At 64.4% G+C, this 13,653-nt stretch carries 12 protein-coding genes; 11 read left to right on the top strand and 1 reads right to left on the bottom strand.

Annotated features, from left to right (window positions below):
- Positions 1–15: 15 nt before the first annotated feature.
- The 3 genes from ACOCG7_RS31910 to ACOCG7_RS31900 all read left to right on the top strand — a co-directional run bounded on the left by ACOCG7_RS31910 (position 16) and on the right by ACOCG7_RS31900 (position 3,460).
- On the top strand, positions 16–789 hold the full coding sequence (locus ACOCG7_RS31910; RefSeq protein WP_073429309.1) for an SDR family oxidoreductase: 774 nt from the start codon (positions 16–18) through the stop codon (positions 787–789).
- 3 nt (positions 790–792) lie between these two features.
- Entirely contained in the window at positions 793–1,620 is an 828-nt protein-coding gene (locus ACOCG7_RS31905) for a helical backbone metal receptor (RefSeq protein WP_073429308.1), read from the top strand.
- A gap of 253 nt (positions 1,621–1,873) precedes the next feature.
- Positions 1,874–3,460: an ABC transporter substrate-binding protein gene (locus tag ACOCG7_RS31900; protein WP_073429307.1), complete on the top strand. Its 1,587-nt coding sequence runs from the start codon at positions 1,874–1,876 to the stop codon at positions 3,458–3,460.
- 90 nt (positions 3,461–3,550) lie between these two features.
- Here the strand turns inward: ACOCG7_RS31900 and ACOCG7_RS31895 are convergent, their stop codons facing one another.
- Positions 3,551–4,621, bottom strand: a complete 1,071-nt coding sequence (locus ACOCG7_RS31895; RefSeq protein WP_073429306.1) for an MBL fold metallo-hydrolase — start codon at positions 4,619–4,621, stop codon at positions 3,551–3,553.
- Positions 4,622–4,808: 187 nt separating this feature from the next.
- Here ACOCG7_RS31895 and ACOCG7_RS31890 point away from each other — a divergent pair, with 187 nt between their 5' ends.
- From ACOCG7_RS31890 to ACOCG7_RS31855, 8 genes are all read left to right on the top strand, one after another.
- A complete protein-coding gene (locus ACOCG7_RS31890; protein ID WP_073429305.1) occupies positions 4,809–5,213 on the top strand; it encodes a MerR family transcriptional regulator in 405 nt (134 codons plus the stop codon).
- A gap of 222 nt (positions 5,214–5,435) precedes the next feature.
- The gene (aceK, locus tag ACOCG7_RS31885; RefSeq protein WP_073429304.1) at positions 5,436–7,280 is read left to right on the top strand and encodes a bifunctional isocitrate dehydrogenase kinase/phosphatase; all 1,845 of its coding nucleotides are present in this window, start codon (positions 5,436–5,438) and stop codon (positions 7,278–7,280) included.
- 95 nt (positions 7,281–7,375) lie between these two features.
- Positions 7,376–8,152, top strand: a complete 777-nt coding sequence (can, locus tag ACOCG7_RS31880) for a carbonate dehydratase (protein WP_073429303.1) — start codon at positions 7,376–7,378, stop codon at positions 8,150–8,152.
- Complete coding sequence (locus tag ACOCG7_RS31875; RefSeq protein WP_073429302.1) at positions 8,145–9,338, top strand: acetyl-CoA C-acetyltransferase; 1,194 nt, start codon at positions 8,145–8,147, stop codon at positions 9,336–9,338. Before can ends, ACOCG7_RS31875 begins: the two co-directional genes overlap by 8 nt.
- A 64-nt stretch (positions 9,339–9,402) precedes the next feature.
- Positions 9,403–10,080 carry an SDR family oxidoreductase gene (locus ACOCG7_RS31870; protein ID WP_073429301.1) on the top strand — a complete coding sequence of 226 codons (678 nt, stop codon included), beginning with the start codon at positions 9,403–9,405 and terminating at the stop codon, positions 10,078–10,080.
- A 27-nt stretch (positions 10,081–10,107) separates the two neighbouring features.
- Positions 10,108–11,238: an acyl-CoA dehydrogenase family protein gene (locus tag ACOCG7_RS31865; RefSeq protein ID WP_073429300.1), complete on the top strand. Its 1,131-nt coding sequence runs from the start codon at positions 10,108–10,110 to the stop codon at positions 11,236–11,238.
- Positions 11,239–11,245: 7 nt separating this feature from the next.
- On the top strand, positions 11,246–11,695 hold the full coding sequence (locus tag ACOCG7_RS31860; RefSeq protein WP_073429299.1) for a YchJ family protein: 450 nt from the start codon (positions 11,246–11,248) through the stop codon (positions 11,693–11,695).
- Between the two features lie 573 nt (positions 11,696–12,268).
- Complete coding sequence (locus ACOCG7_RS31855) at positions 12,269–13,534, top strand: dienelactone hydrolase family protein (RefSeq protein WP_073429298.1); 1,266 nt, start codon at positions 12,269–12,271, stop codon at positions 13,532–13,534.
- The last annotated feature ends 119 nt before the right edge of the window (positions 13,535–13,653 follow it).

Here is a 13,653-nt window from a genome sequence, read left to right as displayed (position 1 = left end):
GTCCGAGGCGCCGGAATGAGTTCACCGTTGAAGGTCTTCATTACCGGCGCGTCGAGCGGCATCGGCCTCGCGCTCGCCGCCGAATATGCGCGGCGCGGCGCGATTCTCGGCCTCGTCGCCCGCCGCGGCGACGCGCTCGCGGCTTTCCAACAGTCCCATCCCCAAAACGCTGTCTCTGTCTACGCCGTCGACGTTCGCGACGCCGAGGCGCTCGCCGAGGCGGCCACGCGCTTCATCGCGCAGCATGGCTTGCCGGACGTCGTGATCGCCAACGCCGGGATCAGCCGCGGCGCGCTCACCGGCCACGGCGACCTGCGCACGTTCCGCGAAGTGATGGATATCAATTACTTCGGCATGGTCGCGACCTTCGAGCCGTTCGCCGCCGCGATGGTCGCCGCGAAACGCGGCACGCTGGTCGGCATCGCCAGCGTCGCGGGCGTGCGCGGCTTGCCGGGGTCGGGCGCGTACAGCGCGTCGAAGTCGGCGGCGCAAAAGTACCTGGAAGCGTTGCGCGTCGAGATGCGGCCGCACGGCGTGGGCGTGGTCACCATCGCGCCCGGCTATATCCGCACGCCGATGACCGAGCACAACCCGTACACCATGCCGTTCCTGATGGACGCCGACCGTTTCGCGGTGAAGGTTGCCGGGGCGATCGAGCGTCAAACCGCCTTTGCGGTGTTTCCGTGGCAAATGCGCATCGCGGCGATGCTGCTGCATGTGCTGCCGCGCTGGCTCTACGACCGCGTTTTCGAACGCGCGCCGCGCAAGCCGCGCGCCGTCACCGAGTAGGCCATGGAGAACAGTGCGGTCGATGCAGCCGGCGTCGCGCACGAACCGGCGAGCGCCGAGGCGCGCATCGTCTCGCTGGTGCCGAGCATCACTGAACTGCTGTTTGCCTTGGGATTGGACAGGCAGATCGTCGGGCGCACCGGTTTTTGCGTGCATCCGCGTGAGAAGGTACGCCAGGTGCGCAAGGTAGGCGGCACCAAGGCCGTGAATATCGACGCCGTTCGCGCGTTGCGCCCTACCCATCTGATCGTCAATGTCGACGAAAACGAGCGCGATACCGTCGACCAGTTGCGCGCGTTCGTGCCGCATATCGTCGTCACGCATCCGCGCACGCCGCGAGACAATCAATCGCTCTACACGCTGCTGGGTGCGATTTTCAGCCGTGAAGAGGAAGCGCGGCGCCTGAGCGACGCGCTCGAAAACCGCCTGCATGAAGCCGCAGCGCATACGTTTGCCGCGCAAAACGTGCTGTATCTGATCTGGCGTGAGCCGTGGATGACCGTCGCGCGCGATACCTATATCGCCGCCATGCTGCGGCTCGTCAACTGGCGCACGCTGCCCGATGTGCGAGGCGGTGCGGCGGGCGCCGCTCGCTATCCCGTGCTCACCGCGCTCGACTTCGACCATGCTCCGTGGCTTGCCGATGTCGATCGCATTCTGCTGTCCAGCGAACCCTATCGCTTCACGCAAGCGCATTGCGATGCGTTGAAACGCGATCCGCGACTGGCGAGGAAGCGTATCGAACTGATCGATGGCGAACTGGTGTCGTGGTACGGCGTGCGCGCGATCGAGGGCATCGACTATCTGATGCAACGCGCCGCGCGGGGATAAGCGCCGCCGTCCCGCCGTCCCGCCGTCCATATGGATATGTGGATTAAGTGGTTGTCGCCGCCAGCACCCTTCGATAAGCTTTCGCGAAGGCCGCGCCGCGTCGATGGAGGCGACATCCACCCATGCGGCAGCGCCGGAAACGTATCACAATCATAGAGGCGGGCGTCGGCTACCCTTGACGACCCGCCACCCGCCACCGGAACACAAGCACACCAAGACGCACTGCCTGACCGCGCTCGTTATGGGAGATCCTATGCGCTTCAAACTGCTCGCAGCCGCCGTACTGTTCACGGCGCCCGCGCTCGTGCTCGCCAAACCGCTGACCGTCTGTACCGAGTCGAGCCCCGACGGCTTCGATGTCGTGCAGTTCAATTCGCTGGTGACGACCAATGCGTCGGCGGACGTGGTCTTCAACTCGCTGGTCTCATACGACGAGGCCACGAAGAAGGTGGTGCCGGCGCTGGCCGACAAGTGGGAGGTGAGCGCCGACGGCCTCGCCTACACGTTCCATCTGCGTCCGAACGTGCAGTTCCAGACCACCGATTACTTCAAGCCCACTCGCACGCTGAATGCCGACGACGTGGTGTTCACGTTCGACCGCATGCTCAACGACAGCAATCCGTGGCACAAGGTGGCGGGCGCGAGCGGCTTTCCGCATGCGCAGTCGATGGGCTTGCCCAAGCTCATCAAGGCGGTCACCAAGGTCGACGACAACACCGTCAAGTTCGAGTTGAACGCGCCGGACGCGACCTTCGTTCCGATCCTGACAATGGGTTTCGCGTCGATCTATTCGGCTGAATACGCCGATCAATTGCTCAAGGCCGGCAAGCAGGTCGATCTGAACGCGAAGCCGATCGGCACCGGCCCGTTCGTACTGAAGAGCTATACGAAAGACGCGGTGATTCGCTACGACGTGAACCCGACCTACTGGGGTCCCAAGCCGAAGATCGATCGCCTGATCTACGCGATCACGCCGGACGCCACCGTGCGCGCGCAGAAGGTGAAGGCGGGCGAATGCCAGATCGCCCTGTCGCCGAAGCCGCAGGATCTCGCCGACGCGAAAACCGACAAGTCGCTGGATATCGTCAAGACGCCCGCCTTCATGACCGCGTTCGTCGCGTTGAACACGCAGAAAAAGCCGCTCGACAACCAGAAGGTGCGCGCCGCGCTGAACATGGCGTTCGATCGCACCACGTATCTCAAGACAGTGTTCGACAATACCGCCACGCCGGCCGTGAACCCGTATCCGCCGAACACGTGGAGCTACGACAAGGCGGTGAAGGCGTGGCCGTACGATCCGGCGAAAGCGAAGAAGCTGCTCGCGGACGCGGGTTTCCCGAACGGCTTCGAAACGACGATCTGGGTGCGTCCGAACGGCAGCGTGCTGAACCCGAATCCGAAGGCCGGCGCCGAACTGCTGCAGGCCGACTTCGCGAAGATCGGCGTGAAGGCGGACGTGAAGGTGATCGAATGGGGCGAACTCATCAAGCAGGCGAAGCAAGGCCAGCATGATTCGCTGTTCATGGGCTGGGCCGGCGACAACGGCGACCCGGACAACTATCTGTCGCCGCTCTTCAGTTGCAACGCGGTGAAGTCGGGCATCAACTTCGCGCGCTTCTGCAATGAGGACCTCGACAAGCTGATCGCGGACGGCAAGGCCACGCCGGACCAGGCCAAGCGTGCGAAGGCGTATGAACAGGCACAGCAGATCATCCACGACCAGGCGCTGTGGATTCCGCTCGGTTATCCGACCGCGGCGGCGATCACGCGCACGAACGTGAGCGGTTATCACGTGAGCCCGTTTGGCCGGCAGAACTTCGGCACGGTGGCCGTGCAGTAATACCGCTTAGGCTTGAACGAAACCGCATGAAAAAGCCCGGTTGCGAAAGCACCGGGCTTTTTTCATCAAAAGGTTGAAGGGTAAAACCGATCAAGCCGCAAACCGGATCACGCCATCCGAAGCCTGCGTGCGCTTCAACGTGCCCGCAAGCCACAGCAGATGCAAGTGCGCCAAGGCTTCACCCATCGCAAACGTCATCTGGTGGATGTCGAGCTGGCGTTTGAACATCAGCGGCACGATATCCGCTGCGCTTTGCGGTTTTTCGGCGCACGCCTCGCGCACTTCGGCGAGGCGCGCGTCGTGATGCTCGCGCAGTTGCCTGATGCGCGTGCGCACGCCGCGAAACGGCTTGCCATGCGACGGCAGCACCAGCGTCTCTTCAGGCATCGTCTCGTAACGGCCGAGCGATTCCAGATACAGCGCGAGCGGCGAGCCTTCCGGCTCGATGTCGAACACCGACACGTTGGTCGAAATGCGCGGCAGCACCATGTCGCCGGAGATCAGCACGCCGGTCTCCTCGCAGTGCAGCGCGCAGTGCTCCGGCGAATGGCCGAAGCCCGTCACCACCCGCCACGTCTTGCCGCCGATCCTCACGCCGTCCGCTTCGCGCAAACGGCGGTATTGGCCGGGAATCGCCGGCACGAGGCTCGCGTAATAGCTCTTGCGGGCGCGCAGCTTGTCCAGCGACGCTTCGTCGGTCACGCCGTGCCGCGCGAAGTGACGCGCCGCGCCCTCGCCGCCCGCATTCGAGCCGTCGCCGGCCGCCATCACGCGCGCTTGCATGTACTCGCCGAGCGTCATCCATAGCCGGGCGTCCCAGCGTTGCTTGTCGCCGCCAGCGCACACCCAGTGCGCGAGACCGATGTGATCCGGGTGGCAATGCGTGACGATCACGCGCAGCACCGGCAGGCCGTCGAGCACCGAGTCGAATACTCTCTCCCAGTTCTCCTTGATCACGTCCGACGTAATGCCGCAATCGACCACCGTCCAACCCGGCTGACCGTCGATCTCATCGCGCAACAGCCACAGGTTGATATGGTCCAGCGCGAAGGGTAGCGGCATGCGCAGCCAGAACACGCCGGGCGCGACTTCCATCGCGCGGCCGGCTTCCGGCAAGCTGTCGTTGAACGGATAGTCGAGTTGATGTTCGAGTGCATTCATTGCGGGTGTCTTCCTCCGTCGGCCGTCCGGCATGGCGAGGTATGCGATGCCGGGCGGCGTGGTTGCGGCCCGGTTGGGGCATGCCGGTGCCGTATTGCGCCTGGTTGCGTTTCGCTCAAGTTGACGATAACGTTAACGTTGATTCTATCGTCCAATCCAACTTTCTGCCCGGCCACGGCATGCCCCGATGAACACGCAATACACGATCACCGAGCTCGCGCGGGAATTCGACGTCACGCCGCGCGCCATCCGCTTCTACGAAGACCAGGGTTTACTCTCGCCAAGCCGCGAAGGATCGAGCGGCTTGCGCCGCGTCTATTCAGGCCGCGACCGAACGCGCCTCAAGCTCACGCTGCGCGGCAAACGGCTCGGCTTCACGCTGTCGGAGATCCGCGATCTGCTGGACGTGTACGAATCGCCGACCGACACCGTCGCGCAATTGCACGCGTTCCTCGCCACGGTCGCGCGCCATCGCGAAGTGCTGGAACGTCAACTGGAAGACCTGAACGCGACGCTCGAAGACCTCGCGCAATACGAAACCCAGGCGCGCGCGCTGCTGGAAAACGGCACACGCGAAGCCAGGCCCGCATGAAAGCGGACCGCGCAAATTTTTTTGCCGGCAGTTGAGCCGATTAAGGCATGCCAAACTGACGCATTGAGCGGAGATAGCCGGAAAGTCGGCGAACGCCCGCGAAAATGCAAGCCGCGCGCGGCATGCGCCAAGGCATGAGTCGAGCGGCGCGATGCGTCGCGGGCCCACCCGGACGATACAATTACGGGTGTCTTCACGACATGGGACGAATGCACGGTCGACATGAATCACTTCCCCAAACTGTTGTCGTCGCAGATCGGCTTTGACGTCGCCCAGACGATGCTCGAAGGATTCGAGCGCCACTACCGCATCTTTCGCGAGGCCGCGGTCCATGCCAAGACGCTGTTCGAACGCGGCGACTGGCACGGCCTGCAAAAACTCGCGCGCGATCGCATTACGTCATACGACGATCGCGTCGAGGAATGCGTCGAACTGCTGCAAGACGAATACGACGCGGAAAATATCGACAGCGACGTGTGGCAGCAGATCAAGCTGCACTACATCGGCCTTCTGACCACGCACCGCCAGCCCGAGTGCGCCGAGACGTTCTTCAATTCAGTCTGCTGCAAGATCCTGCATCGCTCGTATTTCAACAACGCCTTCATTTTCGTGCGGCCGGCGATCTCGACCGAATACATCGAGAACGACGAACCGGCCGCGAAGCCGACGTATCGCGCGTATTACCCCGGCAAGGACGGTCTTGCCGCCACGCTCGAGCGCATCGTCACGAACTTTCAGCTGGAGACGCCGTTCGAGGATCTGACACGCGACGTCGGCTGCGTGATGCAGGCGATTCACGACGCCTTCGGCGTATTCGACGAAGCGCCCAACTTCCAGATTCACGTGCTCTCGTCGCTGTTCTTCCGCAACAAGTCGGCGTATATCGTCGGGCGGATCATCAACGGCGATTTGCTGTTGCCGTTCGCGGTGCCGCTGCGTCATGTGAGGCCGGGCGTGCTCGCGCTCGACACGGTGCTGCTCAAGCGCGATCAGTTGTTGATCATCTTCAGCTTCTCGCACTCGTATTTCCTCGTGGATATGGAAGTGCCGTCCGCTTACGTGGAGTTTCTCGGCACGATCATGCCGGGCAAACCGAAGGCGGAAATCTATACCTCGGTGGGCTTGCAGAAGCAGGGCAAGAATCTGTTCTATCGCGATCTGCTGCATCACCTGTCGCATTCGAGCGACCAGTTCATCGTCGCGCCCGGCATCAAGGGGCTCGTGATGCTGGTGTTCACGCTGCCGTCTTTCCCGTACGTCTTCAAGCTGATCAAGGACAGCTTCCCGCCGCCGAAGGAAACCACGCGCGCGCAGATCCAGGAGAAGTATCAGCTCGTCAAGCGGCACGACCGTTTGGGCCGCATGGCCGACACGCTCGAATATTCGAGCGTCGCGCTGCCGCGCTCGCGGCTCGATGAAGCGCTCGTGCGCGAACTCGAAAAGGAAGTGCCGTCGCTGCTCGAATACGACGGCGAGAACCTCGTGATCCGCCATATGTATATCGAGCGCCGCATGGTGCCGCTCAATCTGTTCCTGCAACACGGCTCCGACGAGGACGTCGATCACGGCATCAAGGAATACGGCAACGCGATCAAGGAACTGATGCAGGCGAACATCTTTCCGGGCGACATGCTGTACAAGAACTTCGGCGTGACGCGTCACGGCCGCGTCGTGTTCTACGACTACGATGAAATCGAATACCTGACCGACTGCAACGTGCGCGCGGTGCCCACGCCGCGCAACGAGGAAGACGAAATGTCGGGCGAGCCGTGGTACTCGGTCGGCGTGCACGACATTTTCCCGGAGACGTATGGCACGTTCCTGCTCGGCGACCCGCGCGTGCGCCGTTCCTTCATGCGGCATCACGCGGACTTTTTCGATCCCGCGCTGTGGCAGCGGCACAAGGATCATCTACTGAAAGGCGAACTGCCGGACTTTTTCCCGTACGACAGCAGTGTGCGCTTTTGTATCCGCTATCCGGAACGCTTCGCCGATGCTTCGAAAGCACCGGCCCCATCAGACGCAACGGACGCGCAAGCCGACGAGCGCAGCGTGCGGGTGGCGTGAACATCCTGCGCCGTCCGCATTGCTGAACGCATCGTCCGAAACCTTATGTAACGACACCGACCGGTCTATCGGTCGAGCAACCGCCAAGACGCACCATGAACTCGAACGCTTCCACTCCTCCGAACCCGCTCGCGCATCTCTTCGACAACAACGATGCGTGGGTGACTCGCAAGCTCTCCGAAGACCCCGAGTACTTTTCGCGCCTCGCGCATCAGCAGACGCCCGAATATCTGTGGATCGGCTGCTCCGATTCGCGTGTGCCGGCCAACCAGATCATCGGCCTGCCGCCGGGCGAAGTATTCGTGCACAGAAACATCGCCAACGTGGTCGTGCATACCGATCTGAACTGTCTGTCGGTGATCCAGTTCGCCGTCGATCTGCTGAAGGTCAAGCACATCATGGTGGTCGGCCACTACGGCTGCTCGGGCGTCGGCGCGGCGCTGCACGGCCGCCGCGTGGGACTCGCGGACAACTGGCTGCATCACGTGCAGGACGTGCGCACCAAGCATGCGGCGCTGATCGAGGAATGGCCGCTCGGTGAAGCGCGGCATCGGCGGCTGGTCGAACTGAACACCATCGAGCAGGTGGTGAACGTGTGCCGCACGACCATCGTCAACGATGCCTGGGCGCGCGGCCAGGAACTGACCGTGCACGGCTGGGTGTACGGCGTGCATGACGGCAAGGTGCGCAATCTCGGCATGACCGTCGGCGAACCGGGCGCGCTCGACGCGGTGTATCAGGGCTGCGTCGCGGGAGTATCGGCAAGCGGCGCGCACGGCGCGGACAACGACATGGTCGCGGCCGACGCCGCGCAACTCGGCGAGGTGCCGGCGATCGTCGAAGGTGTGATCAAGGAGCTGAAACATGAGTGAGACAAACGCTGATCCGATCGTCATCGTGGGCGTTGCCCGCACGCCGATGGCGGCATTTCAAGGCGACTTCGCTTCGTTGACCGCGCCGCAACTCGGTTCGGTCGCGATCGAAGCCGCCGTTCAACGCGCGGGCCTGAAACCCGGGCAGATCGACGAAGTGGTGATGGGCTGCGTGCTGCCCGCCGGGCTCGGTCAGGCGCCCGCGCGTCAAGCGGCTCTCGGCGCCGGCTTGCCGCTCGCCACGGGCAGCACCACCGTCAACAAGATGTGCGGCTCCGGCATGCGCGCGGCGATGTTCGCGCACGACATGCTGGCCGCGGGTTCGGTCGAGGTGATCGTCGCGGGCGGCATGGAGAGCATGACGAACGCGCCGTATCTGCTGCCCAAGGCGCGTGGCGGCATGCGCATGGGCCACGGCCAGGTGCTCGACCACATGTTCTACGACGGCCTGGAAGACGCCTACGAGAAAGGCCGCCTGATGGGCACGTTCGCCGAGGAATGCGCGGCGTCGTTCGACTTCACGCGCGAGGCGCAGGACGCGTTCGCCGTCGAGTCGTTGAACCGTGCGAAGCGCGCGAACGAGGACGGCTCGTTCGCGTGGGAAATCGCGCCGGTGAAAGTCGCGAGCCGCAAGGGCGAGGTGAGCATCGATCGCGACGAGCAGCCGTTCAAGGCGAACCTCGAAAAAATTCCGACGCTCAAGCCCGCGTTCAGCAAGACCGGCACGGTGACGGCGGCGAACTCGTCGTCGATTTCCGACGGCGCGGCCGCGCTCGTGATGATGCGCGAGTCGACCGCGAAGCGCCTCGGTGTCGAGCCGATCGCGCGCGTGGTCGGTCATTCGACCTTCGCGCAGGAGCCGGCGAAGTTCACCACCGCGCCGGTCGGCGCGATTCGCAAGCTGTTCGAGAAGAACGGCTGGCGCGCGGACGAAGTGGATCTGTACGAGGTCAACGAAGCGTTCGCCGTCGTCACGATGGCCGCGATGAAGGAACACGGTTTGCCGCACGAAAAGGTCAACGTGAACGGCGGCGCTTGCGCGCTGGGGCATCCGATCGGCGCGTCGGGCGCACGGATTCTCGTCACGCTGATCGGCGCGCTGAAAAAGCGCGGCTTGAAGCGCGGCGTCGCGACGCTGTGCATCGGCGGCGGCGAAGCCACCGCGATGGGTATCGAACTGGTTTGACGCGCGGCTCCAGGCACTCCAGGCAGTCGGGGCCGTTGCGGCAGTTGAGGCACGAGGTGATTCGATGAAGACAGTGTTGATCGTGGGTGCGTCGCGCGGCATCGGCCAGGAGTTTGCGCGGCAATACAAAAAGAGCGGCTGGCGCGTGCTCGCCACCGCGCGCGACGGGGCCGCGCTCGACGCATTGAACGAACTCGGCGCGGAGACTTTTTCCGTCGACGTCACCGCGCCCGACGAAATCGCCGCGCTCGGCTGGAAGCTCGACGGCGAACGGCTCGATGCGGCGATCGTCGTGTCGGGCGTCTACGGCCCGCGCACCGCAGGCATCGAGACCATCACCGCCGATGACTTCGACCATGTCATGCACACCAACGTGCGCGGTCCCATGCAGTTGATGCCGATCCTGCTGCCGCTCGTCGAGGAAACCGGCGGCGTGTTCGCGGTGATCTCGAGCAAGATGGGCAGCATCGGCGACGCGGGCGGCACGACCGGCTGGCTCTATCGCGCGAGCAAGGCGGCGCTCAACAACGCGCTGAAACTCGCGTCGCTCGAGGTCAGGCGCGCGACCTGCGTTTCGCTGCATCCGGGCTGGGTGCGCACCGACATGGGCGGCGCCGAGGCGGCGATCGATCCGGCGCGCAGCGTCACCGGCATGCGCGAATTGCTGGCGCAGGCCGCGGCCGCGCGCGAGGCGTTCAATGGCCGCTTCTATCAATACGACGGCACGCCGCTCGACTGGTGAGAGCGCCAAGAATGAGGAGACTGAGCGATGGTGCTTGACCAGGACCACCTGATGGTGCGCGACGCGCTGCGCACGTTCGTGCGCGAAGCCGTCACGCCGCACGCGGCGCGGTGGGACCGCGAGCGGGTTTTTCCGCACGACGTGCATCGGCAACTCGCCGAACTCGGCGCATACGGCGTGCTGGTGCCCGAAGCCTACGGCGGCGCGGGCATGGACGCCTTGGCGCTCGCGCTGATCCTCGAGGAAATCGCCGCTGGCGACGGCGGCACGTCCACCGCCATTTCCGTCAACAATTGCCCGGTGTGCAGCATCCTGCTGAGCTACGGCAACGACGCGCAGAAGCGCGACTGGCTCACGCCGCTCGCGCGCGGCGAGATGCTCGGCGCGTTCTGCCTGACCGAACCGCAGGCCGGCTCCGACGCCTCCGCGCTGCGCACCACCGCGACCCGCGAGGGCGACGCGTACGTGCTGAACGGCGTCAAACAGTTCATCACGAGCGGCAAGAACGGCAACGTCGCGATCGTGATGGCCGTGACCGACAAGGCGGCGGGCAAGCGCGGCATCAGCGCGTTCATCGTGCCGACCGATACCAAGGGCTACGTCGTCGCGCGAATCGAGGACAAGCTCGGCCAGCATTCGTCGGATACGGCGCAGATCATTTTCGAGGACTGCCGCGTGCCGGCCGCGAACCTCATCGGCGCGGAAGGCGAAGGCTACCGGATCGCGTTGTCGGGGCTCGAAGGCGGGCGCATCGGCATCGCCGCGCAAAGCGTCGGCATGGCGCGCGCCGCGTTCGAGGCGGCGTTGGCCTACGCCAAGGAGCGCGAGAGCTTCGGCGCGCCGCTCTTCTCGCATCAGGCCGTGCAGTTTCGCCTCGCCGACATGGCGACGCAACTCGAGGCCGCGCGTCAACTGATCTGGCATGCCGCGGCGCTGAAAGACGCCGGCCAGCCGTGCCTCACCGAAGCCGCGATGGCCAAGCTGTTCGCTTCCGAAGCCGCCGAGCGCATCTGTTCCGCGGCCTTGCAGATTCATGGCGGCTACGGCTATCTGAGCGACTTCCCGGTCGAGCGTATTTACCGCGATGTCCGCGTGTGCCAGATCTACGAAGGCACGAGCGACATCCAGAAGATCCTGATCGCTCGCGGTCTTGGCTGAACGTCCAATGAACGAGCCATTGTTGCCGGCGCAGCGTCCATCCGACTGTCCCTGCGGCGGCGCCGCGCCCGGCCAGCGCGCCGGCGCCCGCGCGCCCCGCTTCGCGCAATGCTGCGGCCGTTACATCGACGGCGGCGAAGCGGCGCCGCGCGCGCTCGAACTGATGCGCTCGCGTTACAGCGCGTACGTTCTCGGCGCGACGGATTATTTGCGCGCCACCTGGGCACCGCACACCTGCCCCGCCGACCTCGACGCGGACCCCGCCGCGCCCGATGCGCCACGCTGGCTCGGACTTCAGATCAAGGCATTCGCCGAAAGCGACGCCGATCACGCGACGGTCGAATTCGTCGCGCGTTACAAGGTGGGTGGCCGCGCGCACCGGCTGCACGAGCTGAGCCGCTTTATCCGCGATGAGGACGGCCGCTGGCGCTATGTCGATGGCGACGTGAGCGAATAGCCCGACGTCTTCCCGAGCCTTACACCACGCGCCAGCCTGCGAGGCGCGTTCACATGCGGCCCTCAAAGACCGGCTTCCTGTTCGTGTTGGCCCGGCGCCACAGCCCATGCGCCCGCCACTTTGTCTCGTGCAGCCGGCCGCCGGCGAGACCAGCGTCTTCAAGCCCGCATGAGCCCGATCCGCGCACGGCAATTTTTTCGTCGCGGGTTCTCCTTGATTGCACAAAACAAAATTGTCGTGCCAGGATGAGGCCGTAGCTTCATGGCGTCACGTTGCGAAAGCCGGTCATAACCGGCTACGCAAAATGCGCAAGGACGCTGCCGGTCACCAGATAGTGTGGGTTCGGCGGCGCTTCCGGGCAGCATGGGTGGCGCTCATCATCGGCGCGTGGGGTCGCGTCGGCCGTTTGGGTTCAATCCCGTGCGATCTCCAGTGGCGTGCGTGCGCTTCGCGCAGCAGTACGCGGGTGTGTTTTTGCGTGTCGAAAACACCGGTGAAAGCAAAATGTCAGCAGCCGTTCTGGACAAGTGGGCATGACGGTATTCAGGGCAAGTTTTTGAGGCGGATGCGTTAATGGTGTTCAGCAAGGTTCTGACGAAGTGTGCGGTGATCTGTGCAGCGGCTGCGTGCGCTGTCGCCGTCGCGCACGCCGCTCCGCTCGCCGACACCCAGGCGGGACCTCTCGCCCGCGCGCAGGTGCCGCGCATCGCGCTCGACGACGACGTCTATCTGCCGGCTGCGGGCCTCAACGAAAAAATCATCCGCGTGCCGGTGGACGCTGCCGGCGCGGTCACGCTCGAAACGACGATCTACAAACCGGACGGCCCAGGCCCGTTTCCGATGATCGTGTTCAACCACGGCAAGATTCCCGGCGACCCGCGCACGCAGGAACGCAGCAACCCGCTGCCGTTCGCGCGCGAATTCGTGCGCCGCGGCTACGTGGTGGTGGCGCCGAACCGCCAGGGCTTCGGCCATTCGGACGGCGTTTATCAGCAGGACGGTTGCGACGTCGAACGCAATGGCATGAGCCAGGCCGGCGACGTGGCGGCCACCATCGGCTACATGTCGAAGCAGCCTTACGTGGACGCTACGCATATCGTGGTGGCCGGCACCTCGCACGGCGGTCTCGCGACGATGGCCTACGGCACCGAAGCCGCGCCGGGCGTGCGGGCGCTGATCAATTTCTCGGGCGGTTTGCGGCAGGACGCGTGCAGCGGCTGGCAGGCCAATCTCACGCGCGCATTCGGCGCGTACGGTGAAAAGACCAAGGTGCCGTCGTTGTGGATGTACGGCGATAACGACTCGGTGTGGACCGCGCCGCTGGTGGCGGGCATGTACGCCGCGTATGCCGAGCATGGCGCGAGCGCGAAGATGGTGGATTTCGGCAACTACAAGAACGACGCGCATCGGCTGGTGGGCGACCGCGACGGCGTGCATGTGTGGTGGCCGGCCGTCGAGGCTTTCCTGGCCCGCGTGGGCATGCCGACGGGCGTGCAGTATCGCGTGTCCGATCCTTCGTTGCCGAAGGCGAGCGGGTTTGCCGCTGTCGATGCGGTGGATGCGGTGCCGTTCGTCGACGAAGCCGGGCGCAATGGCTATCGGAACTTCCTGCATCAGTATCCTAGCCGGGCTTTTGCCGTGTCGGATACCGGCGCGTGGTCGTGGGCCGAGGGCGGCGACGATCCGATGTCGGTGGCGGTTGCCAATTGCCAGAAGCAGAGTTCGGCGCCTTGCCGGTTGTATGCGGTGGATAACGCTGTTGTTTGGGGTTCTGGGGGCACTCAGACCGCTGCGAGCGGTGCGGATCAAGGTCGGCATGCTATTGCTAGCCGGGAGTGAGGGTCGGTTTTTTTTGCCTGCTCGGCGGGGTTGGTTTTTGGGGTTGGTTTTTTGGCCTTTCCTTGCTGGCTTAGTGGTCTATTGGCGTTGCCCCTGTGCGGGGCAATGCTCTCAACTTA

Origin of the sequence: Paraburkholderia sp. DD10, assembly GCF_049177125.1 — a bacterium.
In the GTDB taxonomy this organism is placed as follows: Bacteria; Pseudomonadota; Gammaproteobacteria; order Burkholderiales; family Burkholderiaceae; genus Paraburkholderia; species Paraburkholderia terricola.
Note: the sequence above shows the minus strand (reverse complement) of the source record. Positions and strands in the feature narration are given on the sequence as shown.

What these genes read in the sequence shown, in the direction of transcription:
- ACOCG7_RS31910 (WP_073429309.1), top strand. Translation starts at nt 16, where the DNA reads ATGAGTTCACCGTTGAAGGTCTTCATTACCGGCGCGTCGAGCGGCATC.
- ACOCG7_RS31905 (WP_073429308.1), top strand. Translation starts at nt 793, where the DNA reads ATGGAGAACAGTGCGGTCGATGCAGCCGGCGTCGCGCACGAACCGGCG.
- ACOCG7_RS31900 (WP_073429307.1), top strand. Translation starts at nt 1,874, where the DNA reads ATGCGCTTCAAACTGCTCGCAGCCGCCGTACTGTTCACGGCGCCCGCG.
- ACOCG7_RS31895 (WP_073429306.1), bottom strand. Translation starts at nt 4,621, where the DNA reads ATGAATGCACTCGAACATCAACTCGACTATCCGTTCAACGACAGCTTG.
- ACOCG7_RS31890 (WP_073429305.1), top strand. Translation starts at nt 4,809, where the DNA reads ATGAACACGCAATACACGATCACCGAGCTCGCGCGGGAATTCGACGTC.
- aceK (WP_073429304.1), top strand. Translation starts at nt 5,436, where the DNA reads ATGAATCACTTCCCCAAACTGTTGTCGTCGCAGATCGGCTTTGACGTC.
- can (WP_073429303.1), top strand. Translation starts at nt 7,376, where the DNA reads ATGAACTCGAACGCTTCCACTCCTCCGAACCCGCTCGCGCATCTCTTC.
- ACOCG7_RS31875 (WP_073429302.1), top strand. Translation starts at nt 8,145, where the DNA reads ATGAGTGAGACAAACGCTGATCCGATCGTCATCGTGGGCGTTGCCCGC.
- ACOCG7_RS31870 (WP_073429301.1), top strand. Translation starts at nt 9,403, where the DNA reads ATGAAGACAGTGTTGATCGTGGGTGCGTCGCGCGGCATCGGCCAGGAG.
- ACOCG7_RS31865 (WP_073429300.1), top strand. Translation starts at nt 10,108, where the DNA reads ATGGTGCTTGACCAGGACCACCTGATGGTGCGCGACGCGCTGCGCACG.
- ACOCG7_RS31860 (WP_073429299.1), top strand. Translation starts at nt 11,246, where the DNA reads ATGAACGAGCCATTGTTGCCGGCGCAGCGTCCATCCGACTGTCCCTGC.
- ACOCG7_RS31855 (WP_073429298.1), top strand. Translation starts at nt 12,269, where the DNA reads ATGGTGTTCAGCAAGGTTCTGACGAAGTGTGCGGTGATCTGTGCAGCG.